Origin of the sequence: Acidovorax sp. LjRoot66, from assembly GCF_964253305.1 — a bacterium.
Taxonomy (GTDB): domain Bacteria; phylum Pseudomonadota; class Gammaproteobacteria; order Burkholderiales; family Burkholderiaceae_C; genus Acidovorax.
On record NZ_CAXUQU020000001.1, the window covers coordinates 976,724 to 994,002 of the forward strand.

At 69.2% G+C, this 17,279-nt stretch carries 18 protein-coding genes; 9 read left to right on the forward strand and 9 right to left on the reverse strand.

The window, feature by feature from the left end:
- Window positions 1–13: 13 nt before the first annotated feature.
- Both phnE and ACSQ3Y_RS04650 read left to right on the forward strand, forming a co-directional pair.
- Window positions 14–820, forward strand: coding sequence for a phosphonate ABC transporter, permease protein PhnE (gene phnE, locus ACSQ3Y_RS04645; protein WP_057199866.1), 807 nt, complete (start codon window positions 14–16; stop codon window positions 818–820).
- 8 nt (window positions 821–828) lie between these two features.
- Window positions 829–1,386, forward strand: a complete 558-nt coding sequence (locus ACSQ3Y_RS04650) for a phosphonate degradation HD-domain oxygenase (RefSeq protein WP_436176565.1) — start codon at window positions 829–831, stop codon at window positions 1,384–1,386.
- A gap of 127 nt (window positions 1,387–1,513) precedes the next feature.
- Here the strand turns inward: ACSQ3Y_RS04650 and ACSQ3Y_RS04655 are convergent, their stop codons facing one another.
- The 3 genes from ACSQ3Y_RS04655 to ACSQ3Y_RS04665 form a co-directional block, all read right to left on the reverse strand.
- On the reverse strand, window positions 1,514–2,380 hold the full coding sequence (locus ACSQ3Y_RS04655; protein WP_436176566.1) for a VOC family protein: 867 nt from the start codon (window positions 2,378–2,380) through the stop codon (window positions 1,514–1,516).
- Between the two features lie 40 nt (window positions 2,381–2,420).
- Window positions 2,421–3,449 (reverse strand): Bug family tripartite tricarboxylate transporter substrate binding protein, encoded by a 1,029-nt coding sequence (locus ACSQ3Y_RS04660; protein WP_436176567.1) that lies wholly within the window; start codon window positions 3,447–3,449, stop codon window positions 2,421–2,423.
- A gap of 110 nt (window positions 3,450–3,559) precedes the next feature.
- Complete coding sequence (locus tag ACSQ3Y_RS04665) at window positions 3,560–4,480, reverse strand: LysR family transcriptional regulator (RefSeq protein ID WP_436176568.1); 921 nt, start codon at window positions 4,478–4,480, stop codon at window positions 3,560–3,562.
- Window positions 4,481–4,562: 82 nt separating this feature from the next.
- Between ACSQ3Y_RS04665 and ACSQ3Y_RS04670 the strand changes: the two genes are divergently transcribed.
- Genes ACSQ3Y_RS04670 through ACSQ3Y_RS04695 form a run of 6 tightly spaced genes read left to right on the forward strand, consistent with a single transcriptional unit; the run spans window position 4,563 to window position 11,094 of the window.
- Window positions 4,563–6,698 carry a xanthine dehydrogenase family protein molybdopterin-binding subunit gene (locus tag ACSQ3Y_RS04670; protein WP_436176569.1) on the forward strand — a complete coding sequence of 712 codons (2,136 nt, stop codon included), beginning with the start codon at window positions 4,563–4,565 and terminating at the stop codon, window positions 6,696–6,698.
- A 30-nt stretch (window positions 6,699–6,728) separates the two neighbouring features.
- A complete protein-coding gene (locus tag ACSQ3Y_RS04675) occupies window positions 6,729–7,709 on the forward strand; it encodes a dihydrodipicolinate synthase family protein (protein ID WP_057199872.1) in 981 nt (326 codons plus the stop codon).
- 13 nt (window positions 7,710–7,722) lie between these two features.
- Window positions 7,723–8,229, forward strand: coding sequence for a (2Fe-2S)-binding protein (locus ACSQ3Y_RS04680; protein ID WP_235514224.1), 507 nt, complete (start codon window positions 7,723–7,725; stop codon window positions 8,227–8,229).
- Window positions 8,226–9,653 carry an FAD binding domain-containing protein gene (locus tag ACSQ3Y_RS04685; protein ID WP_436176570.1) on the forward strand — a complete coding sequence of 476 codons (1,428 nt, stop codon included), beginning with the start codon at window positions 8,226–8,228 and terminating at the stop codon, window positions 9,651–9,653. The genes ACSQ3Y_RS04680 and ACSQ3Y_RS04685 overlap by 4 nt, the downstream gene beginning before the upstream one ends.
- A gap of 8 nt (window positions 9,654–9,661) precedes the next feature.
- Entirely contained in the window at window positions 9,662–10,270 is a 609-nt protein-coding gene (locus ACSQ3Y_RS04690) for a 3-hydroxyanthranilate 3,4-dioxygenase (RefSeq protein ID WP_057199873.1), read from the forward strand.
- Window positions 10,267–11,094 (forward strand): aspartate dehydrogenase, encoded by an 828-nt coding sequence (locus tag ACSQ3Y_RS04695; protein ID WP_082603990.1) that lies wholly within the window; start codon window positions 10,267–10,269, stop codon window positions 11,092–11,094. The genes ACSQ3Y_RS04690 and ACSQ3Y_RS04695 overlap by 4 nt, the downstream gene beginning before the upstream one ends.
- A 4-nt stretch (window positions 11,095–11,098) precedes the next feature.
- On the opposite strand, the gene ACSQ3Y_RS04700 is transcribed toward ACSQ3Y_RS04695, so the two are convergent.
- On the reverse strand, window positions 11,099–11,584 hold the full coding sequence (locus ACSQ3Y_RS04700; RefSeq protein WP_305743622.1) for an Lrp/AsnC family transcriptional regulator: 486 nt from the start codon (window positions 11,582–11,584) through the stop codon (window positions 11,099–11,101).
- A gap of 70 nt (window positions 11,585–11,654) precedes the next feature.
- Between ACSQ3Y_RS04700 and ACSQ3Y_RS04705 the strand changes: the two genes are divergently transcribed.
- Window positions 11,655–12,611: an EamA family transporter gene (locus tag ACSQ3Y_RS04705; RefSeq protein ID WP_436176571.1), complete on the forward strand. Its 957-nt coding sequence runs from the start codon at window positions 11,655–11,657 to the stop codon at window positions 12,609–12,611.
- Window positions 12,612–12,644: 33 nt separating this feature from the next.
- Here ACSQ3Y_RS04705 and ACSQ3Y_RS04710 read toward each other — a convergent pair whose 3' ends face one another.
- The 5 genes from ACSQ3Y_RS04710 to ACSQ3Y_RS04730 are packed head-to-tail and all read right to left on the reverse strand — an operon-like array spanning window position 12,645 to window position 17,279.
- Window positions 12,645–13,043, reverse strand: a complete 399-nt coding sequence (locus ACSQ3Y_RS04710) for a RidA family protein (RefSeq protein ID WP_436176572.1) — start codon at window positions 13,041–13,043, stop codon at window positions 12,645–12,647.
- Window positions 13,040–14,704: an AMP-binding protein gene (locus ACSQ3Y_RS04715; protein WP_436176573.1), complete on the reverse strand. Its 1,665-nt coding sequence runs from the start codon at window positions 14,702–14,704 to the stop codon at window positions 13,040–13,042. Before ACSQ3Y_RS04715 ends, ACSQ3Y_RS04710 begins: the two co-directional genes overlap by 4 nt.
- Before the next feature lie 29 nt (window positions 14,705–14,733).
- Window positions 14,734–15,933 carry an acyl-CoA dehydrogenase family protein gene (locus ACSQ3Y_RS04720; RefSeq protein WP_436176574.1) on the reverse strand — a complete coding sequence of 400 codons (1,200 nt, stop codon included), beginning with the start codon at window positions 15,931–15,933 and terminating at the stop codon, window positions 14,734–14,736.
- Between the two features lie 3 nt (window positions 15,934–15,936).
- Window positions 15,937–16,791 (reverse strand): enoyl-CoA hydratase family protein, encoded by an 855-nt coding sequence (locus ACSQ3Y_RS04725; RefSeq protein WP_436176575.1) that lies wholly within the window; start codon window positions 16,789–16,791, stop codon window positions 15,937–15,939.
- Window positions 16,788–17,279, reverse strand: coding sequence for a MarR family winged helix-turn-helix transcriptional regulator (locus tag ACSQ3Y_RS04730; RefSeq protein ID WP_436176576.1), 492 nt, complete (start codon window positions 17,277–17,279; stop codon window positions 16,788–16,790). The genes ACSQ3Y_RS04725 and ACSQ3Y_RS04730 overlap by 4 nt, the downstream gene beginning before the upstream one ends.

Consider the following 17,279-nt stretch of genomic DNA (forward strand, 5'->3'; position numbering starts at 1 on the left):
GCCAGCCCCCACCATGTCCTCTGCACTGACCCCCTCGCTCGCAACCCTGGCGAGCACCACTGCGCCCAAGCGTAGCCTCGCCTGGTACTTGTCCTGGGGCATCCTGCTGGTGGTGCTGGCCGCATCCTGGAAGGGCGCCGACATGCGCCCGCTCGATCTCATCAAGGATTCGGGCAACATGGCCCAGTACGCGGCCGAGTTCTTTCCGCCCAATTTCTCGCAGTGGCAGATCTACGTGCAGGAGATGCTGGTCACCCTGCAGATCGCGCTGTGGGGCACGGCGCTCGCGGTGGTCACCGCCGTGCCGTTGGCGCTGCTGGCCTCGTCCAACATCGCGCCCTGGTGGGTGAACCAGCCGGTGCGCCGCGTGCTCGACGCCTGCCGTGCCATCAACGAGATGGTGTTCGCCATGCTCTTCGTGGTGGCCGTGGGCCTGGGCCCGTTCGCCGGCGTGCTGGCGCTGTGGATCCACACCACCGGCACGCTGGCCAAGCTGTTCTCCGAGGCCGTGGAGGCCATCGACCCGCAGCCCGTGGAAGGCATCCGCTCCACGGGGGCGAGCGCCCTGCACGAGATCATCTACGGCGTGATCCCCCAGGTGATCCCGCTGTGGATCTCCTACACCCTCTACCGCTTCGAGGCCAACGTGCGCTCTGCCTCGGTGGTGGGCATGGTGGGGGCGGGTGGCATCGGCGTGGTGTTGTGGGAGATCATCCGCGGCTTCCAGTACGCCGAGACCTGCGCGGTGATGCTCATCATCGTGGTCACCGTGAGCCTGATCGACATGGTGTCGGCGCGCATCCGCAAGACCATGATCTGAGGCTTCCCATGGCATTGACCCAGCACGACATCGCCCTGCTGCTCACCGAGCGCGGCCAGAAGCAGTATGGCCGCGAGGCCGTGAGCCAGCTCGACCACGCGCTGCAATGCGCCCACCTGGCCGAGGAGGCCGGCGAGACCCCCGCCACCGTCGTCGCGGCCCTGTTGCACGACCTGGGCCACCTGCTGGCCCTCGCCGCAGCAGAGCACGAGGCCCGTGCACCGCGCCACGACGACCTGCACCAGTACGTGGCCCTGCCGTTCCTGCGCGGCGTGCTGCCCGAGGCGGTGCTGGAGCCCATCCGCATGCACGTCGATGCCAAGCGCTACCTGTGCGCGGTGGACGCCGACTACTGGGCCGCGCTCTCGCCCGCGTCGCAGCACAGCCTGGAGCTGCAGGGCGGCGCCTACGGCCTGGTCGAATGCGCCCGGTTTGCCGAGCAGGCCTTTGCGCAGGAGGCCATCCGGCTGCGCCGCTACGACGACCTGGCCAAGGTGCCCGGCCGCGCCACGCCGCCGCTGCCGCACTACCTGGCACTGATGGAGCGCGTGGCCGCTGCGGATTGAGCGACGAAGGCGGCGGGCGCTTCCTACGGATTTTCATTCGGCCGTATAACTAGGCGGGGAGCCGCAGACAGTGCGTTGGCACGGCAAGGCGAACCAACGACGTTAGACGGTTGAAGGCAAATCCGTATCAGCGGAATTCTGGAATGTCGGGCACCGATCCCCACATGCAGAACGACGTCGGGTGGAACGGGAACTGGCGCGGCGCTGCATCCGGGTCGGTGACCATGCGCACGCCGCTCGAGAACTCGTAGACCATGCCGTCCGGCCCCTCGAAGTAGAGGAACATCGCGCCCGAGGTCGGATGCTTGCCGGGGCCGAACACCACGCGCACGCCGCGCGACTGCAGCAGATACCAGGCGCGCATCAGGTCGTCGATCGACGCCACCTGGTGGTTGATGTGCTGCACCCCTGCATAGCCCGAAGGGAACAGCGCGATCTTGTGGTGCACCTCGTCGATGCGCAGCAAGGGGGCGGCGCCGATGCGGTCGCTGACCTTGGCACTGAGCACCGTGGTCCAGAAGCGCTCGTCGCGCGCCGGGTCGGTGCTGCGCAGCCCCACGTGCGAGAAACCGGTGTTGCCCGTGTCGCGCGTCGGAAAGAAACGCACACCGCTGTGGAAGGGCGCCACCGCCAGCTCGATGGCGTTGCCGCTCGGGTCCTTGAAGCCGATGAAGGCCTGCACGCGGCGCTGCTCGCACTCGTAGGCACGGCCCTCGCGCACCGCATGGCCCAGGCGCTCGAGCTCGGCGGCGGCGGACTGCAGTTCGGCCATGGAGGCGATCTCGAAACCGGTCGTGTGGTCCGCAGGGTCCCCGTCGAAGTACACCAGCGTCTGCTCGCGCGCATCGCTGCGAAAGCCCACGGCCTTGCCATGCCGGGGCGGCCCGTAGCGCTGCCCTTCGCGCAGGCCCAGGATGTCGTTGGCGTACCGGCAGGCGCCATCGAGGTCGCGCGTGCCCAGGCGCACGTAGCTGATGTCCTTGAGTACAATCATCTTCTTTTTGTCTCCGTCATTTTTTTGCCGGGCGCGCTTGCTAGTCCAGCTTCAATTTGGCGTCGGCGATCACGCGGCTCCACAGCTGTGTCTCCCGGCCAATGTACTCGCCGAACTCGTCGGGCTTCTGGTCGAAGCGGTTGTAGCCCAGCGTGCGGTAGCGGTCGGCAATGTCCGGCGTGGCGAGTATCTCGGTGATGTCCGCTGCGATCCTCTCGCGCAGGGGCTTGGGTGTGCTGCGGGGGGCGAACAGGCCGAACCAGGCATTGGCCACGAAGGCCTTGGCCTGTGCCGATGCGGCCATGCCGGGCACCCCGGGCGCAAAGGGCGAGGGTTGCGCTGCCGCCACGCCCACGAAGCGGATGCGGCCCGACTTCTCCATGGGCCCTGCACTCGCGATGCTGCCCAGCGCCCACTGCACCTCGCCGGTGGCCACGGCGGCGAACAGCTGCGGGATTTCCTTGTAGGGCACATGCGTCATGCGCGTGTTGGTGGCGGCCAGCAGGCGCAGCGCGCCCAGGTGGCCCGGGCTGCCCAGGCCCCACGAGCCGTAGGTGACACGCTCCGGCGCGGCCTGGGCGGCCTGCACGATGTCGTCGATGGATTTGAAAGGGCTGTCCTTGGCCACCGCGACGAAGAAGTCGGTCTGCAGCGTCGGGCGGATGGGGGCGAAGTCGCGCTGCGGGTCGTAGGGCAGGCGGCTGTACAGGTGCATGTTGGAGGTCAGCATGCTGCTGTCCAGGTGGATCAGCTCATGGCCGTCCGAGGCGGCGCTGCGCGTGGCGTTGAAGGCCACCACGCCGTTGCCGCCGGGCTTGTTGTCGACGATGACGGGTTGGCCCCAGCGGCGCGACAGCTGCTCGGCCACCAGGCGCAGCGAGACATCGGGCCCGCTGCCGGTGGAGGCTGCGGTGGTGATCTTGATGGGCTTGGAAGGCCAGGTGTTCGCCATCGATGGCGTGGCGTGCAGCCAGGCGGCGGTGCTGCCGGCGCCCAGCACCAGGACCTGGCGGCGGGACAAGGGGGATGGGGGGGCCTGGGTTGGGCTGGCGCCGCAAAGGGGTTTCATGGATCGGTTTCCTTGTGTGTGCGCCGGGACATGTGAGGGCGCCTTACTTTTGTACTGGTGCGTTGACCTGCTGAACAGAGGCAACACCAGCAAAACCGATCGAAAACCGCCTAAATCGTGCTCTGGTCCGCGTATTTTGTGAACAGCTTCAAGAATGCTTCAGCGGCCATTGAAAATGGCCGTGCGCGGGTGCACAGCGCGACGATTTCGCGCGTCACCACGGGGTCGGTCAGCGGCACCGAGACCACGCGCTGCCCATCGACCCGCGACAGGCTGTAGGCCGGCAGCACCGAGACCCCGAGGCCCGCCGCCACCAGGCCGACGGCGGTCTGGATGTTGGCCACCTCGAAGGCTGGCTTCAGGCGCAGCGTGAGCTGGCCCAGGGTCTGGTCGGCCAGCCGGCGCAGGCCCGTGTTCGAGGTCAGCAGGATCAGGCTCTGGTCCGTGAGGTCGCCCCAGCTGGCTTCGTGCCGCTCGGCCAGCGGGTGGTCGGGGCTGCAGGCCAGCACCAGCGTGTCCTTGTAGAGCACCTGCGAGACCAGGTCTGTCGAGGCCAGGTCGGCGGTGCAGATGCCGAAGTCCGACTTGCCCTCGCGCACATGCGCCACGACCTGGTCCACGGGCGCATCCACCAGCGTCACCGTGACGTTGGGGAACTGCTCGCGAAAGCGCGCGATGACCTCGGGCACCAGGCTGGCCGCCAGCAGCGGCGAGGTCACGACCGAGAGCCGCTCGCTCTTGCGGCGCTTGCTTTCCTGCAGCGTCTGCAGGCCCGAGTCGAGTGCGAAGAACACGTCGCGCACCGTGGGCAGGAACTGGCGGCCGGCCTCGGTCAGCTCGATGCGGCGCGTGGTGCGCTCGAACAGGCGCACGCCAAGTTCTTCCTCCAGCGTGCGCACGAGCATCGACAGCGCCGAGATCGTCAGGTGCATGCGCGCCGCAGCCCGGGTCATGGTGCCTTCGTGCGCCACGAGCCAGAAGGCGCGCAGCTGGCGCAGGCTGAGGTTGGAGGGGTTGTCCAGAAGATCCATGGCGCGATTGTGTCGGCAAACTTCAAAGTCTTTCAAAATTATGCGATTGCCCGGTGAGGGGTGCGTCGGTCTAATCCGATCCATGCTGAACCAGGCCTTCCATCCCCTTCGCCGCGAAGACCCCGCCCTGCTCACGGGCCGTGGGCAGTACACCGGCGATGTGGCGGCCGAGGGCGCGCTGCACGCGGTGTTCGTGCGCTCGCCCTTGCCGCACGGCCGGCTGCGTTCCATCGCGACCGAGGCGGCCGAGCAGTCTGGCGGTGTCGTGGCGGTGCTCACTGCCGCAACCCTTCTGGCCCCGTCGAAGGCCGGCCGTGTGGTCCACATGCCTCCTCCCAATTCGCTGCTGCCCGTGGCAAGCGTTCCGCGCATCGAACCGCTGGCACGCGGTGAGGTGGTCTATGTCGGCCAGCCCGTGGCGCTGGTGCTCGCCCGGTCGCTGGCCCAGGCGCAGCAGGCCGCAGCTTGCGTGCAGCTCGACATCGAGCCGCTGGCACCCGTGCTGGACTTTGATGGTGCGAGCCTTGTGACCGAGGTGGTGCACCACTTCGAAGCCTCGGGGGCCCATGCTGCCGTGGCCTGCGAGGTCCATGCCGCGCTGGAGGTGCCGCGCGTGCTGGCCCTGTCGATGGAGCCGCGCGGCATGCTCGCGCACTGGCATGCCGGTGCCGATGCGGCAACGGCCCGCCTCACGGTCCACCTCGGCACGCAGTCGCCGTCCCGCGCGCAGGCCGACATTGCCGCCGCGCTCGGCTGGGACGAAGCGCGCGTGCGTGTCATCACCGGCAACGTGGGCGGTGCCTTTGGCGCCAAGTCCTCGCTGTGTCCCGAAGACCTGGCCATTCCCCTGGCCGCGCGCCGGCTAGGTGCCTCGGTGCGCTGGAGTTCGACGCGCTCGGACGAGTTCACCTCCGGCATGCATGGCCGCGGCGCGCGCCTGGCCGGCCGGTTGTCCGTCACGGCGCAAGGGCACTTTGCTGCACTGCAGGCCGAGCTGCATTTCACGCTCGGTGCCTGGCTGCCGTTCTCGGCCGTGGTGCCGCTGCGCAACACGGCGCGCATCCTGCCCGGGCCGTACCGCGTGGCGCGGCTCGACGTGCAGGGCCGTGCAGGCCTGGCGCACACGGCGCCGGTCACCATCTACCGCGGTGCGGGCCGGCCCGAGGCCGCGCTGCTGATGGAAACCCTGGTCGAGCAGGCCGCACGCGCGGCGGGCATCGACCCGGTGGAACTGCGCCGGCGCAACCTAGTGGAGGCGGCCGACATGCCCTACACCACGCCCACCGGCGAGGTGTTCGACAGTGGCGACTACCGGCGCGCGCTGGAGCTCGCCTGCGAGCGCTTCGGCTACGCGGAGCAGCGCGTGCTGCAGGCGCAGCGCCGCGCCAACGGCGAGGTGGTGGGCATCGGCCTCGCGCTCTATGTCGAGCCCTGTGGCGTGGGCTGGGAATCGGCGCGCGTGGACTGGCACGCAGACGGCCGCGTGACCGTGGCCACGGGATCGCCTGCGCAGGGCCAGGGCCATGGCACCACCTATGCGCGCATAGCGGCCGAGGCGCTCAAGCTGGACGAGCAGGACATCACCGTGGTCTATGGCGACACAGCACTGTGCCCCCCCGGTGTGGGCGCGCTGGCCAGCCGCAGCACCGCCCTTGCGGGCAGCGCCATCGTGCAGGCCTGCCGCGACCTGCTGGCGCGGCGCGCGGCGGGCGAGGCGCTGCCGCTGTCCTCGGCGGGCCGCTTCACGGGCGGCGAGGCCTGGAGCTATGGCTGCGTGATCGCCCGCATGGCAGTGGACCGTGACACCGGCCGCCCCACCATCGAGCAGATCACCTGGGTCGACGACGCCGGCCACATCGTTCACCCCGAGCTGGCCAAGGGCCAGTTGATCGGCGGCCTGGCCCAGGGCCTGGGCCAGGCCATGCTGGAGCGCCTGGTCTACGACGGCGCAGGCCAACTGGTGACCGGTTCGCTGATGGACTACGCCGCACCGCGCGCCGACGACATGCCGTCCGCCATCGACATCAAGAGCTTTGCCACGCCCAGCCCCCACAACCTGCTGGGCGCCAAGGGCGTGGGCGAGGCCGGCTGCATCGGCGTGCCGGCCGCGCTGATGAACGCGGCGCGCGACGCGCTGGCGCCACTGGGCGAATGCGCGCTGCAGTTTCCCCTCACCTCCGAACAGTTCTGGCGCGCGATGAGCGGCCAGTCTGCATGAACCGAACCCATGTCTTGAAAGGAAAACACCATGGATTACCAAAAGTCTGAAGCCAAGGAATACGCACGCGAACATTTCGTCGGCGTCTGGGCCGCCAACCTCACCCCCTTCGACGAGGCATTGCGCATCGACGAGAAGGCGCTGCGCCAGAACATGGACCACTGGATCCGCGACCTCAAGCTCGGCGGCCTGTTCATCGCGGGCAAGCAGGCCGAGTTCTTCGCCATGTCGGTGCAGGAGCGCAAGCGCCTGATCACCCTGTCGGTCGAGGCCGCACAGGCCGCAGGCGACCGCTGCGGCATCGGCCGCTGCGGCATCATCACCTCGTGCTCCGACACCAACCTCGACGTGGTGCTCGACCTGGCACGCCACTCGGCCAACGCCGGCGCCGACTACGTGATCGTGCACAGCCCGGTGCTGCACTTCGGTGCCGACACCGAGGAGACGATCTACGAGTACTACCGCTACCTGTCGGAGCAACTGGACATCGGCATCGCCATGTGGAACCACCCCGACTGCGGCTACACCATGAGCCCCGAGCTGTGCAACCGCATCGCCGACCTGCCCAACATCGTGGCCATCAAGTACAGCGCCGACCGCGCCCGCTACAAGCGCCTGACCGAACTGGCCGGCCACAAGATCCAGGTGAGCAACCCCTCCGAGGAGGATTGGCTGGAGAACATCATCGAGCTCAACTGGAAGCTCTACCTGTGCTCCACGCCTCCCTTCCTGCTGCAGACCAAGGTCGACCAGCGCATGAACGAATACACCCGTCTCGCGTTTGCCGGCCAGCATGCACAGGCGCGCAAGGTGCGCGACAGCCTGGAGCCCGTGCGCGCCGCGTTCCGCGCCAGCAAGCCTGCCGGCAAGCCGCAGGCGCATGGCAAGGCCTGGCAGGAGTTGCTGGGCCAGCACGGCGGCCCGGTGCGCCGGCCACTGCTGAACATGACCGAAGCCGAGCTGGCTGCCACGCGCGAAGCCTTCGCGGGCTGTGGCCTGCGCCTGGCCTGATGACCACCACAGGATGAAGCAGGGCATGCAGGAAGTCCGGATAGAGGTCAACGGCAGCGCGTGCAGCGTGCAGGTCGAGGCCAACACGCTGCTGGTGGATTGCCTGCGCGGCCCGCTGGGCCTGTGCGGCACGCACCAGGGCTGCGACACGGCCCAGTGCGGCGCCTGTACGGTGCAGGTGGATGGCCGGGTCGTGAAGTCGTGCAACGTGCTGGCCGTGCAGGTGCAGGGCAGGGCGGTGCGCACGGTCGAGGGCCTGGCCCCGGCACAGGGCCGGCTGCACCCCATGCAGCAGGCCTTCAGCCGCCACCATGCGCTGCAGTGCGGCTTCTGCACGCCGGGCTTTCTGATGCGCGCGGTGGCCATGGCCGACGAGCCCGAGGCCGCTGGCGAATCCATCGACCCGCACTGGGTGCGCCATGCCCTGGGTGGCAACCTGTGCCGCTGCACGGGCTACGAGGGCATCGTGAAGGCGGTCTGCGAAGGCCTGACCGCGATGCGCGGAGCGGAGCCGGCATGAACGCACTGGACTTTGAGCGTCCCACCTCGCTGGCCGAGGCGCTGGCGCTGATGACCCCCTCGCCGCAAGGCAGCCAGGCCTGGCTGGCGGGCGGCCAGTCGCTGCTGGCCGCGATGAAGCTGGGCATGGCCACGCCGTCGCTGCTGGTCGACCTGCAGGACGTGCCGGGCCTGCGCGATATCCGCGTGGAAACCGGGCCGGACGGCGCGCCTGCGCTGTGGATCGGCGCCATGGCCACGCATGCCAGCGTCGCGGCCAGCGCCACCGTGCGCGGCTTCGCGCCCGGCCTGGCGGCCCTGGCCGGCGGCATTGCCGATGCGCAGGTGCGCAACATGGGCACCCTCGGCGGCTCGCTCGCGCACAACGACCCAGCGGCCTGCTGGCCGGGGGGCGTGCTGGCAGCGGGTGCCACCATTGTCACCTCGCAGCGCGAGATCGCGGCGGATGCCTACTTCCAGGGCCTGTACACCACGGCGCTGGCATCGGGCGAGCTGATTGTCGGGGTGCGCTTTGCGCAGATGGCGGGCCTGCACTACCTCAAGTTCGAGCAGCCGGCCTCGCGTTTTGCGCTGGTCGGCGTGGCCGTGGCGCATACCGGGGCGGGCCAGGTGCGCGTGGCCGTGACCGGGCTGGGCATGGGCGTCACGCGCTGGTCCGATGCCGAAGAGGCGCTCAGCGACCAACTCGGCTTGGCAGCCCTGTCTGCCGTCGCACCCGATAGCCTCTCGGCGCTGGGCGACCTGCATGCCTCGGCCGGCTACCGCTGCCACCTGGCGGGTGTGCTCGTGCGGCGCTGCGTATCCGCCCTCACGGGCGAGGCGCTGCCGCGCCATGCGCCACTGGCACCACCGGCGGTCCGGCAGGCGCCAGCAGAGGCAGGCCAAGAAGCAGCGCCCAAGGATGGCTTTGGCGGCCGGCAGCTGCTGGCGGCACCGCCGGCCCAGGTCTGGCAGGCCATCCTCGATGCAAAGAACCTGCAGGCCAGCATCCCCGGCTGCGAGGCCCTGGCCCAGCGCAGCCCCACGGACTACGAGGCCACGGTCAAGGTCGGCCTGGGCCCGCTGTCGGTGCGCTTCAAGAGCGATGTCACGCTGCACGACCTGCAGCCGCCCCGGTCGCTGACCATGGTCTTCGTCGGCCAGGCGGGCGCCCTGGGCAGCGGCCAGGGCACGGCGCGCGTGCGCTTTGCGCCCACGGCCGATGGCGGCACGGTGCTGCACTGGTGGGTGCAGGTGCAGCTCAGCGGGCGCCTGGCGCAGTTCGGCAACCGGCTGGTCGAGGCCAGCTCGCGCAAGCTCAGCGAAGAGTTCTTCGAGCGTTTCAGCCGGCTGCTGGGCGTTTCCGCCGATCACCTGCCTCCCCCATCTGCGTGGCACAGGCTGCGGCGCCTGCTGGTGCGGTGGTTTTCCCTGTTTCGAAAGTGAGTGTCCCCATGCCCTACCAGCCAGCCGACGTGGCCTACGACCACCACAGCAAGCCCCTGAACTTCCAGCACTGGCTCGATGCCAACAGTGCGCGCCTGCAGCCCCCCGTGGGCAACCAGCAGATATGGCAGAACGCCGACCTGGTTTGCACCGTGGTGGGCGGCCCCAACGAGCGCACCGACTTCCACGACGACCCCTACGAGGAATACTTCCACCAGTTCAAGGGCAACGCCTCGCTGCTGATCGCCGACCGCGGAAAGTTCGAGCGCGTGCACCTGCGCGAGGGAGACATTTTCCTGTTGCCTGCCCATGTGCGCCATTCGCCGCAGCGCCCGGAGCCGGGCAGCCTGTGCACGGTGGTGGAGCGCAGCCGGCCCGTGGGCTCCATCGACGCTTTCGAGTGGTACTGCGCGGCCTGCGGCGGCTTGGTGGTGCGCAGCGAGCTGCAGCTCACGAGCATCGTCGAGGACCTGCCGCGCACCTACTCGGCCTTCTACGATTGCGCACCGGCCGAGCGCAGCTGCGCGCACTGCGGCGAGGTGCACCCGGGCCGCGACTGGCGCCGCTGGCATGCACGCTGTGCCGAGCGCTTTCCGAACACGGCGGCCCCGGCATGACGCGGGTGCACTCACCGCTGCGGCTCGCCGTGGTCGGGTTTGGTGCCATCGGCCAGGCCCTGGCGCGGGAACTGGCGAGTGACCATCGGGTGCGGCTGGCGCAGGTCATCGTGTCCCCGGGCTCCACTGTGGCCGCGCAGGCGGCGTGCACAGCCATCGCGCCGGATGTGCGTGTGGCCAGCACGCTGGATTGCGGGCCGGGGCAGCGCCCTGATCTTGTCGTCGAATGCGCTGGCCACACTGCGGTGCTGGCCCATGTGGTGCCTGCCCTGCAGGCCGGCATCCCCTGTGCCATGGCCTCGGTCGGCGCCCTGCACGATACGGATCTGCTCGCACGGCTGGAGGCGGCGGCCCATGAAGGCGGCACCCGGCTGCAACTGGTGGCCGGCGCCATCGGCGCCATCGACGCATTGGCCGCAGCGCGCTTCGGCGGGCTTGACGAGGTGGTCTATGTGGGGCGCAAGCCACCGCTGAGCTGGGCGGGCACGCCGGCCGAGCCGGCCTTCGACTTGACCCGCCTGGCGACGCCACAGGTCATTTTTCGCGGCAGCGCACGCGAGGCGGCCCGGCAGTTCCCGAAGAACGCCAACGTGGCGGCGACGGTCTCGTTGGCCGGGCTGGGGCTGGACCGCACCCAGGTCGAGCTGGTGGCCGACCCTGGCGTGGTGCGCAACGTGCATACCGTCATCGCACGCGGTGCCTTCGGCTGCCTTGAGCTGCAGATGGAGAACCTGCCGCTGGCGGCCAACCCCAAGACCTCGGCCCTCACGGTCTACAGCCTGGTGCGCGCGGTGCGCAATGCCCTGCCGGGCATCGCCATCTGAAGAATCAGCCCGCCTTGTCGTTCATCCAGTTCAGGTCCAGCGGGCGGTCCTCGAACTCGGTATTGAGCACCACGGTGCTGGTGGTGCGGGCCACGCCCGCAATCGCCTTGATCTCGTAGATCACGTCTTCCAGCGCACGTGCATGCGTGGTGCGTATCTTGGCCAGGAAGTCGTACTCGCCCGCCACGCTGTGCAGCTCTTCCACCTGGGGCATGGCGCGCAGGCGCGGCGCCACGTCGCGGCAGTGGATGCCGCCATCGTTGCGGATGGCGACAAAGGCCGTGAAGTTCAGCCCCACGCGCTCATGGTCCACGCTGATCGAGAAACGGCGGATCACGCCCTTGTCCAGCATCTTCTTCACCCGCTCATGCACGGCAGCCGTCGACAGGCCCACTTCGGCCCCGACGTCGGCGTATGAACGTCGGCCATCGGTGCCCAAGGCAGAAATAATTCTGGTGTCTATCTCATCTGTCTGAATATTTGCTTGCATAAGCGCATGAATTTGGTAAAAATTCCGAAATCAAGGTGATTTCCATAAATTTTCCGGTCAGGTGAAGAATATGCCGACATTTTTCAATGCGCAAGCAGGCAAGCACCGTGTGTGGGCTATCGCCATCGCCTTGTTGCTGGTCTACGTGGTCTGGGGCACCACCTATTTCGCCATCGGCATCGCCGTGCAGACCATGCCGCCACTGCTGATGAACGCCATCCGTTTCCTCTGCGCCGGCGCCATCATGCTGGCCGTGGCGCTGTGGCAGGGCCATGCCCTGCCCACGGCCGTGCAGTGGCGCAACTCGGCCGTGGTGGGCGGGTGCATGGTCTTCCTGGCGATGAACCTCATGGGCTTTGCGCAGAAGATGGGCATCGGCTCGGGCCTGATGGCCACGGTGGTCACCACCATGCCCATGTGGCTTGCGCTCTGGTCGCGCTGGGGTGGCGAGCGTGTGCCCGCCACCAGCTGGATCGGCCTGGGCCTGGGCGTGGTGGGGGCGCTGCTGCTGGCGATGGAGGGCGACTTCTCGGCCACCTGGCTGGGTGCGCTGCTGGCCTTCGGCGCGCCGCTGTGCTGGAGCATCGGCTCCTACGCCTCGCGCAGGCTGAGCCTGCCCGCGCCGGCCATGGCCTCGGCCGCGCAGTGGTTCACGGGAGGGGCCATGGGCCTGGTGGTGGCGCTGTGCTTCGAGCCGGTCAGTGCGCTCGGCCAGGTCAGTGCGAAGTCGTGGGCGGCCTGGGTGTACCTGCTGTTCTTCGGCACGCTGGTGGCGCTCAACGCCTACCTGTGGCTGCTGCAGAACACCTCGTCCGCGCTGGCGGGCAGCTATTCGTTCGTGAACCCGGCCGTGGCCCTGCTGGTGGGCGTGGCGCTGGGCGGCGAGTTGCTCACAGGCTGGGTGTATGCCGCGTTGCCGCTGATCGGTGCGGCGCTGGTGTTCATCCTCTACGGCAAGGCGCTCATGGAACGTTGGGGGCGCCGTGCGCCAGCTGCGCTCGAAAGCGGCGCAGGCCAGGCGGGATAGGGCTTGTTGACAGGCCCTGTGCGCCCTGAGCGGTCACGCGTCGGGCACTACGGCCGTGGCCTCGATCTCGATCTTGGCGCGCTCTTCCATCAGGCCGGCCACCTGTACGCAAGCCATGGCCGGGAAGTTCTTGCCCAGCACCTCGCGGTAGACCACGCCCAACTCCTTCAGCCGTGCGTTGTACTCGTTGCGGTCCACCACGTACCAGGTCAGGCGCACCAGGTGCTCGGGGCCGGCGCCACCGGCTTCGAGCACGGCGCGCACATTGAGCAGGGTCTGGCGCGTCTGGGCGATGAAGTCATCGCTCTCGAACTGCTGCTCGGCATTCCAGCCGATCTGGCCACCGGTGAAGATCATCGTGCCGCGCGCGGCCACGCCGTTGGCGTAGCCCTTGGGCATGGCCCAGCCGGGGGGGTGCAAGTGGGTGTTCATGGTGTCGTGTTCGATGAAGGAGTGGCTGCTGCTGCAGCGGCTTCGCGCTGGCGCAGCCGAAAGCGCTGGAGTTTGCCCGTTTCCGTGCGCGGCAGGGTGGCCGCGAACTCCAACAGGCGCGGGTATTTGAACGGGGCGATGGTGGCCTTCACATGGTCCTGCAAGGCCTTGGCCATGGCGGCGTCGCCCGTGTGGCCGGGCTTGAGCACGCAGTAGGCCTTGACCACCATGCCGCGCTCCTCGTCGGGCACGCCGATCACGGCGCATTCGGCCACGGCCGGGTGGCGCAGCAGGGCGTCTTCCACCTCGGGGCCGCCGACGTTGTAGCCTGCGGTGATGATCATGTCGTCGTCGCGCGCCTGGTAGAAGAAGTAGCCGTCCGCGTCCTGCACGAAGGCGTCGCCCGGGTAGTTCCAGCCGTTCTTCACGTACTTGGCCTGGCGCGGGTCGTCGAGGTAGCGGCAGCCGGTGGGGCCGACCACTGCGAGCTTGCCCACTGTGCCACGCGGCAGTTCCTTGCCCTGGCCGTCCACCACCTTGGCCTGGTAGCCCGGCACCACCTTGCCGATGGCACCGGCGCGGCTCTCGCCACCTGCGGCCGAGATGAAGATGTGGAACATCTCGGTGGCGCCGATGCCGTCGGTCATGTCGATGCCCGTGGCCTCCTTCCACAGCTGGCGCGTGGCGTCGGGCAGGGCCTCCCCAGCGCTCACGCTGGTGCGCAGCGTGGGCAGGCCCAGCTGGCGCGCGAACGGCGCCATCTGGCGGTAGAAGGTGGGGGCGGTGTAGCAGATGGTCACCCCGGCCTCGCGCATCAGGTGCACCATGGTCTCGGGCGTGTAGGGTTGGTCCGGGAAGTAGATGCTGGCGCCGGCCCACATCGGGAACAGCAGCAACCCGCCGAGCCCGAAGGTGAAGGCCAGAGGTGGCGAGCCCGCGACGATGTCCTCGGGCCGGGCGCGCAGCACATGGCGCGGCCAGGCCTCGCAGGCGGCGAGCACGTCGCGGTGTGTGTGCACGGCCGCCTTGGGCGCGCCCGTGGTGCCCGAGGTGAAGGCCATCAGTGCCACGTCGTCGGCCGACGTGGGGCATGCCGGCAGGGTGCCCGGCATGGCCTGCGCACGCACCAGCAGGTCGCCCGCATCGGGCGCGGTGTGGAAAGCGATGGTGGTGGCAAGCACCGGGTGCTCCGCCTGGGCCGCCTGCAGCTCGGCCAGCAGCCGGCCATCGCACAGCGCCAGCGTGGGCTGGGCCCGCTCGATGATGCTGCCCAGCTCCACCGCGCGCAGCAGCGGCATGGTGGCCACCGCCACCAGCCCGGCGTGCACCACGCCCAGCCAGGCCAGCGCCATCTCCACCGTGTTGCCGCCGCGCAGCAGCACACGGTTGCCGGGCACCAGGCCATGTTCCCGTGTCAGCAGCTCGGCAATGCGCGCGGCCTCGGTGCGTGCCTCGCGGTAGCTGTAGCTGCGGTGCGGGCCGCGCAGCAGGGGGCGGTCGCCATGGCCGGCGCGCTCGGCCTGGTCGAACAGGGCCTGCACCAGATTGGCCTGGTCGGCGATCTGCAGCTCGGGTGTGTCGTAGTGGAACGCAGGCAGGGCTTCGCGTGCGGGCAGGCGGTCGTGCACGAACTGGTCGGGCTGGGCGCTGGGGTGGGCCATGGGGTTGATCCTTCCTTGTGGGCTGCGGGTCAGGATGCTCGCAGGACGGCCTTGCCGATGATGAGCTGCTGCACCTCGGTGGCGCCTTCGTAGATGCGCAGCGAGCGGATGTCGCGGTACAGGCTTTCCACCTTGCTGCCCACCTCCACGCCGCGCCCGCCATGCAGCTGCAGCGCCATGTCGATCACGCGCTGGGCGTTTTCGGTGGCGGTCATCTTCGCCATGGCCGCCTCCGCCGTCACGCGCGTGCCGCCGTGTTTTTCACCCTCGTCGCGCAGCCAGGCGGCGCGGTAGGTCAGCAGCGCCGCGCTGTCCACCAGCGCCGCCATCTCGCCGATGCGTGCCTGCGTGAGCTGGAAGTCCGCCAGCGTCTGGCCGAACATCTTGCGCTGGCGCGCATGGTGCACGGCCTCGGCCAGGGCCCGGCGGGCCATGCCCAGGGCTGCGGCAGCCACGGACGCGCGGAAGATGTCCAGCGTGCGCATGGCCAGCTTGAAGCCGCCGTTCAACTCGCCCAGCAGGGCGGTGGCGGGCACCTGGCAATCCGTGAAGGCCAGCGTGGCCAGCGGGTGCGGGGCCATCACGTGGATGTGCTTCGACGTGTCCAGGCCTTGCGCCGTGGCATCGACGATGAAGGCGCTGATGCCGCGCGTGCCGCCGTCCGGCTCGGTCTTTGCGAACACGCAGTAGAAGTCGGCGATGCCGCCATTGCTGATCCAGGTCTTGCTGCCATCGAGGGCATAGGCCCCGCCGGCTGCCGGCAGCGCCGTGGTGCGCATGGCGCCCACGTCCGACCCGGCCTCGGGCTCGCTCAGTGCAAAAGCCGCAATCAGCTGGCCGCTGGCCACGCCCTGCAGGTAGTGGGCCTGCTGGGCCGGGCTGCCGGCCAGGGTGATGGCACCGCTGCCCAGGCCCTGCATGGCAAACGCGAAGTCCGCCAAGGGCGAGTGGAAGGCCAGGGTTTCGCGCAGCAGCACCAGCGCGCGCGAGTCCAGCGCGGGCAGAGCGCCGCCATGCGCGGCCGGCACACAGTAGCGCAGCCAGCCGCCCGCGCCCAGGCGCTGCACCCAGTCGCGGCAGGCAGCGCGGTCGTCGGTCTCGTCCACGTCCTGGGCCGCGGCCCAGGGCACCAGGCCGCGCGCCAGCGCGCGGTGTGCGTCGTCGAAGAAGGGCAGGGCCAGGTGGGCCGTCGAAGGCGGGCAGGGCGCCGGTGGGGTGGCAACGTGCATGGCTCAGTCCCCCTCGAACACGGGTTTCTGCTTGGCCGCAAAGGCCTCGTAGGCGCGGCGGAAGTCCTGCGTCTGCATGCAGATGGCCTGGGCCTGGGCCTCGGCCTCGATGGCCTGGTCGATGGTCATGGCCCATTCCTGGGCCAGCATGGTCTTGGTCATCCCATGCGCAAAGGTCGGGCCGCTGGCCAGCGAGCGAGCGGTCTCCTGCACCTCTCGCAGCAGGTCGGCCGCGTCGTACAGGCCGTTGAAGAAGCCCCAGGCCAGGCCTTCCTGTGCGGTCATCGCGCGGCCGGTGAACAGCAGCTCCGAGGCACGGCCCTGGCCGATGAGGCGCGGCAACAATGCACAGGCGCCCATGTCGGCGCCTGCCAGGCCCACGCGGGTGAAGAGAAATGCCGTCTTGGCCGCCGCCGTGCCGTAGCGCATGTCGCAGGCCAGGGCCATCATGGCGCCCGCACCGGCGCAGATGCCGTCGATGGCGCCCAGGATGGGCTGCGGGCAGGCGCGCATGGCCTTGACCAGGTCACCCGTCATGCGCGTGAACTCCAGCAGCTCGGGCATGCTCATTGTGGTCAGCGGGCCGATGATCTCGTGCACGTCGCCGCCCGAGCAGAAATTGCCGCCCGCGCCGGTGACCACCACGCACTTCACGTCGGTGGCGAAGCGCAGCGCGTAGAAGAAGTCGCGCAGCTCCGCATAGCTCTGGAAGGTCAGCGGGTTCTTGCGTTCGGGCCGGTTCAGCGTGACGGTGCCCACGCCGTCGGCAAAGCTCCAGGCGAAATGCTGGGCCGCGTAAGGGGCCTTGGGTTCGAACTGCGCGCGCATGGGGTTGGCCGCGCTGATGTTGTGCTTCATTGCTCTGTCTCCACAGGGTGTTGTTGCGTGTGTTCCTTGACCCTGCCCAGCAGCCGGTGCAGGGTGGCGATGTCGCGCTCGCCCAGCGAGGCGAAGGCCTCGACGATCCACTGCTCGTGCTGGCGGGCCATGTCGTTGAACTGCTGGCGGCCCTGGGGCGTCAGGCGCACGCAGTAGGCGCGGCGGTCGCCCTCCACGTCCACGCGCTCCACCAGGCCCTCGGCCACGAGCTGGTCGGTGATGCCGGTGACGTTGCCGCTCGTGACCATCATGCGGCGCGACAGGTCCTTCATCTTCAGGCCGTCGGGCGCGCGTTCGAGCTGTGCCATCAGATCGAAGCGCGGCAGCGTGGTGTCGAACTGGGCGCGCAGGCCGGCGCGCACCTGCTTTTCGATCAGCTGCGTGCAGGTCAGCATGCGCAGCCACAGGCGCAGGGCCTCGGGGTGCTCGCTCGGCGCGGCGCCGTGCAGTCGGGCTTCGAGGTCCAT

Excerpts from the sequence above, each read along its gene's own strand:
- ACSQ3Y_RS04670 (WP_436176569.1), top strand. The coding sequence starts at position 4,563 with ATGCTGAACCAGGCCTTCCATCCCCTTCGCCGCGAAGACCCCGCCCTG.
- ACSQ3Y_RS04715 (WP_436176573.1), bottom strand. The coding sequence starts at position 14,704 with ATGGCCCACCCCAGCGCCCAGCCCGACCAGTTCGTGCACGACCGCCTG.
- ACSQ3Y_RS04690 (WP_057199873.1), top strand. The coding sequence starts at position 9,662 with ATGCCCTACCAGCCAGCCGACGTGGCCTACGACCACCACAGCAAGCCC.
- ACSQ3Y_RS04665 (WP_436176568.1), bottom strand. The coding sequence starts at position 4,480 with ATGGATCTTCTGGACAACCCCTCCAACCTCAGCCTGCGCCAGCTGCGC.
- phnE (WP_057199866.1), top strand. The coding sequence starts at position 14 with ATGTCCTCTGCACTGACCCCCTCGCTCGCAACCCTGGCGAGCACCACT.
- ACSQ3Y_RS04705 (WP_436176571.1), top strand. The coding sequence starts at position 11,655 with ATGCCGACATTTTTCAATGCGCAAGCAGGCAAGCACCGTGTGTGGGCT.
- ACSQ3Y_RS04710 (WP_436176572.1), bottom strand. The coding sequence starts at position 13,043 with ATGAACACCCACTTGCACCCCCCCGGCTGGGCCATGCCCAAGGGCTAC.
- ACSQ3Y_RS04685 (WP_436176570.1), top strand. The coding sequence starts at position 8,226 with ATGAACGCACTGGACTTTGAGCGTCCCACCTCGCTGGCCGAGGCGCTG.
- ACSQ3Y_RS04695 (WP_082603990.1), top strand. The coding sequence starts at position 10,267 with ATGACGCGGGTGCACTCACCGCTGCGGCTCGCCGTGGTCGGGTTTGGT.
- ACSQ3Y_RS04660 (WP_436176567.1), bottom strand. The coding sequence starts at position 3,449 with ATGAAACCCCTTTGCGGCGCCAGCCCAACCCAGGCCCCCCCATCCCCC.
- ACSQ3Y_RS04725 (WP_436176575.1), bottom strand. The coding sequence starts at position 16,791 with ATGAAGCACAACATCAGCGCGGCCAACCCCATGCGCGCGCAGTTCGAA.
- ACSQ3Y_RS04730 (WP_436176576.1), bottom strand. The coding sequence starts at position 17,279 with ATGGACCTCGAAGCCCGACTGCACGGCGCCGCGCCGAGCGAGCACCCC.
- ACSQ3Y_RS04700 (WP_305743622.1), bottom strand. The coding sequence starts at position 11,584 with ATGCAAGCAAATATTCAGACAGATGAGATAGACACCAGAATTATTTCT.
- ACSQ3Y_RS04650 (WP_436176565.1), top strand. The coding sequence starts at position 829 with ATGGCATTGACCCAGCACGACATCGCCCTGCTGCTCACCGAGCGCGGC.
- ACSQ3Y_RS04655 (WP_436176566.1), bottom strand. The coding sequence starts at position 2,380 with ATGATTGTACTCAAGGACATCAGCTACGTGCGCCTGGGCACGCGCGAC.
- ACSQ3Y_RS04680 (WP_235514224.1), top strand. The coding sequence starts at position 7,723 with ATGAAGCAGGGCATGCAGGAAGTCCGGATAGAGGTCAACGGCAGCGCG.
- ACSQ3Y_RS04675 (WP_057199872.1), top strand. The coding sequence starts at position 6,729 with ATGGATTACCAAAAGTCTGAAGCCAAGGAATACGCACGCGAACATTTC.
- ACSQ3Y_RS04720 (WP_436176574.1), bottom strand. The coding sequence starts at position 15,933 with ATGCACGTTGCCACCCCACCGGCGCCCTGCCCGCCTTCGACGGCCCAC.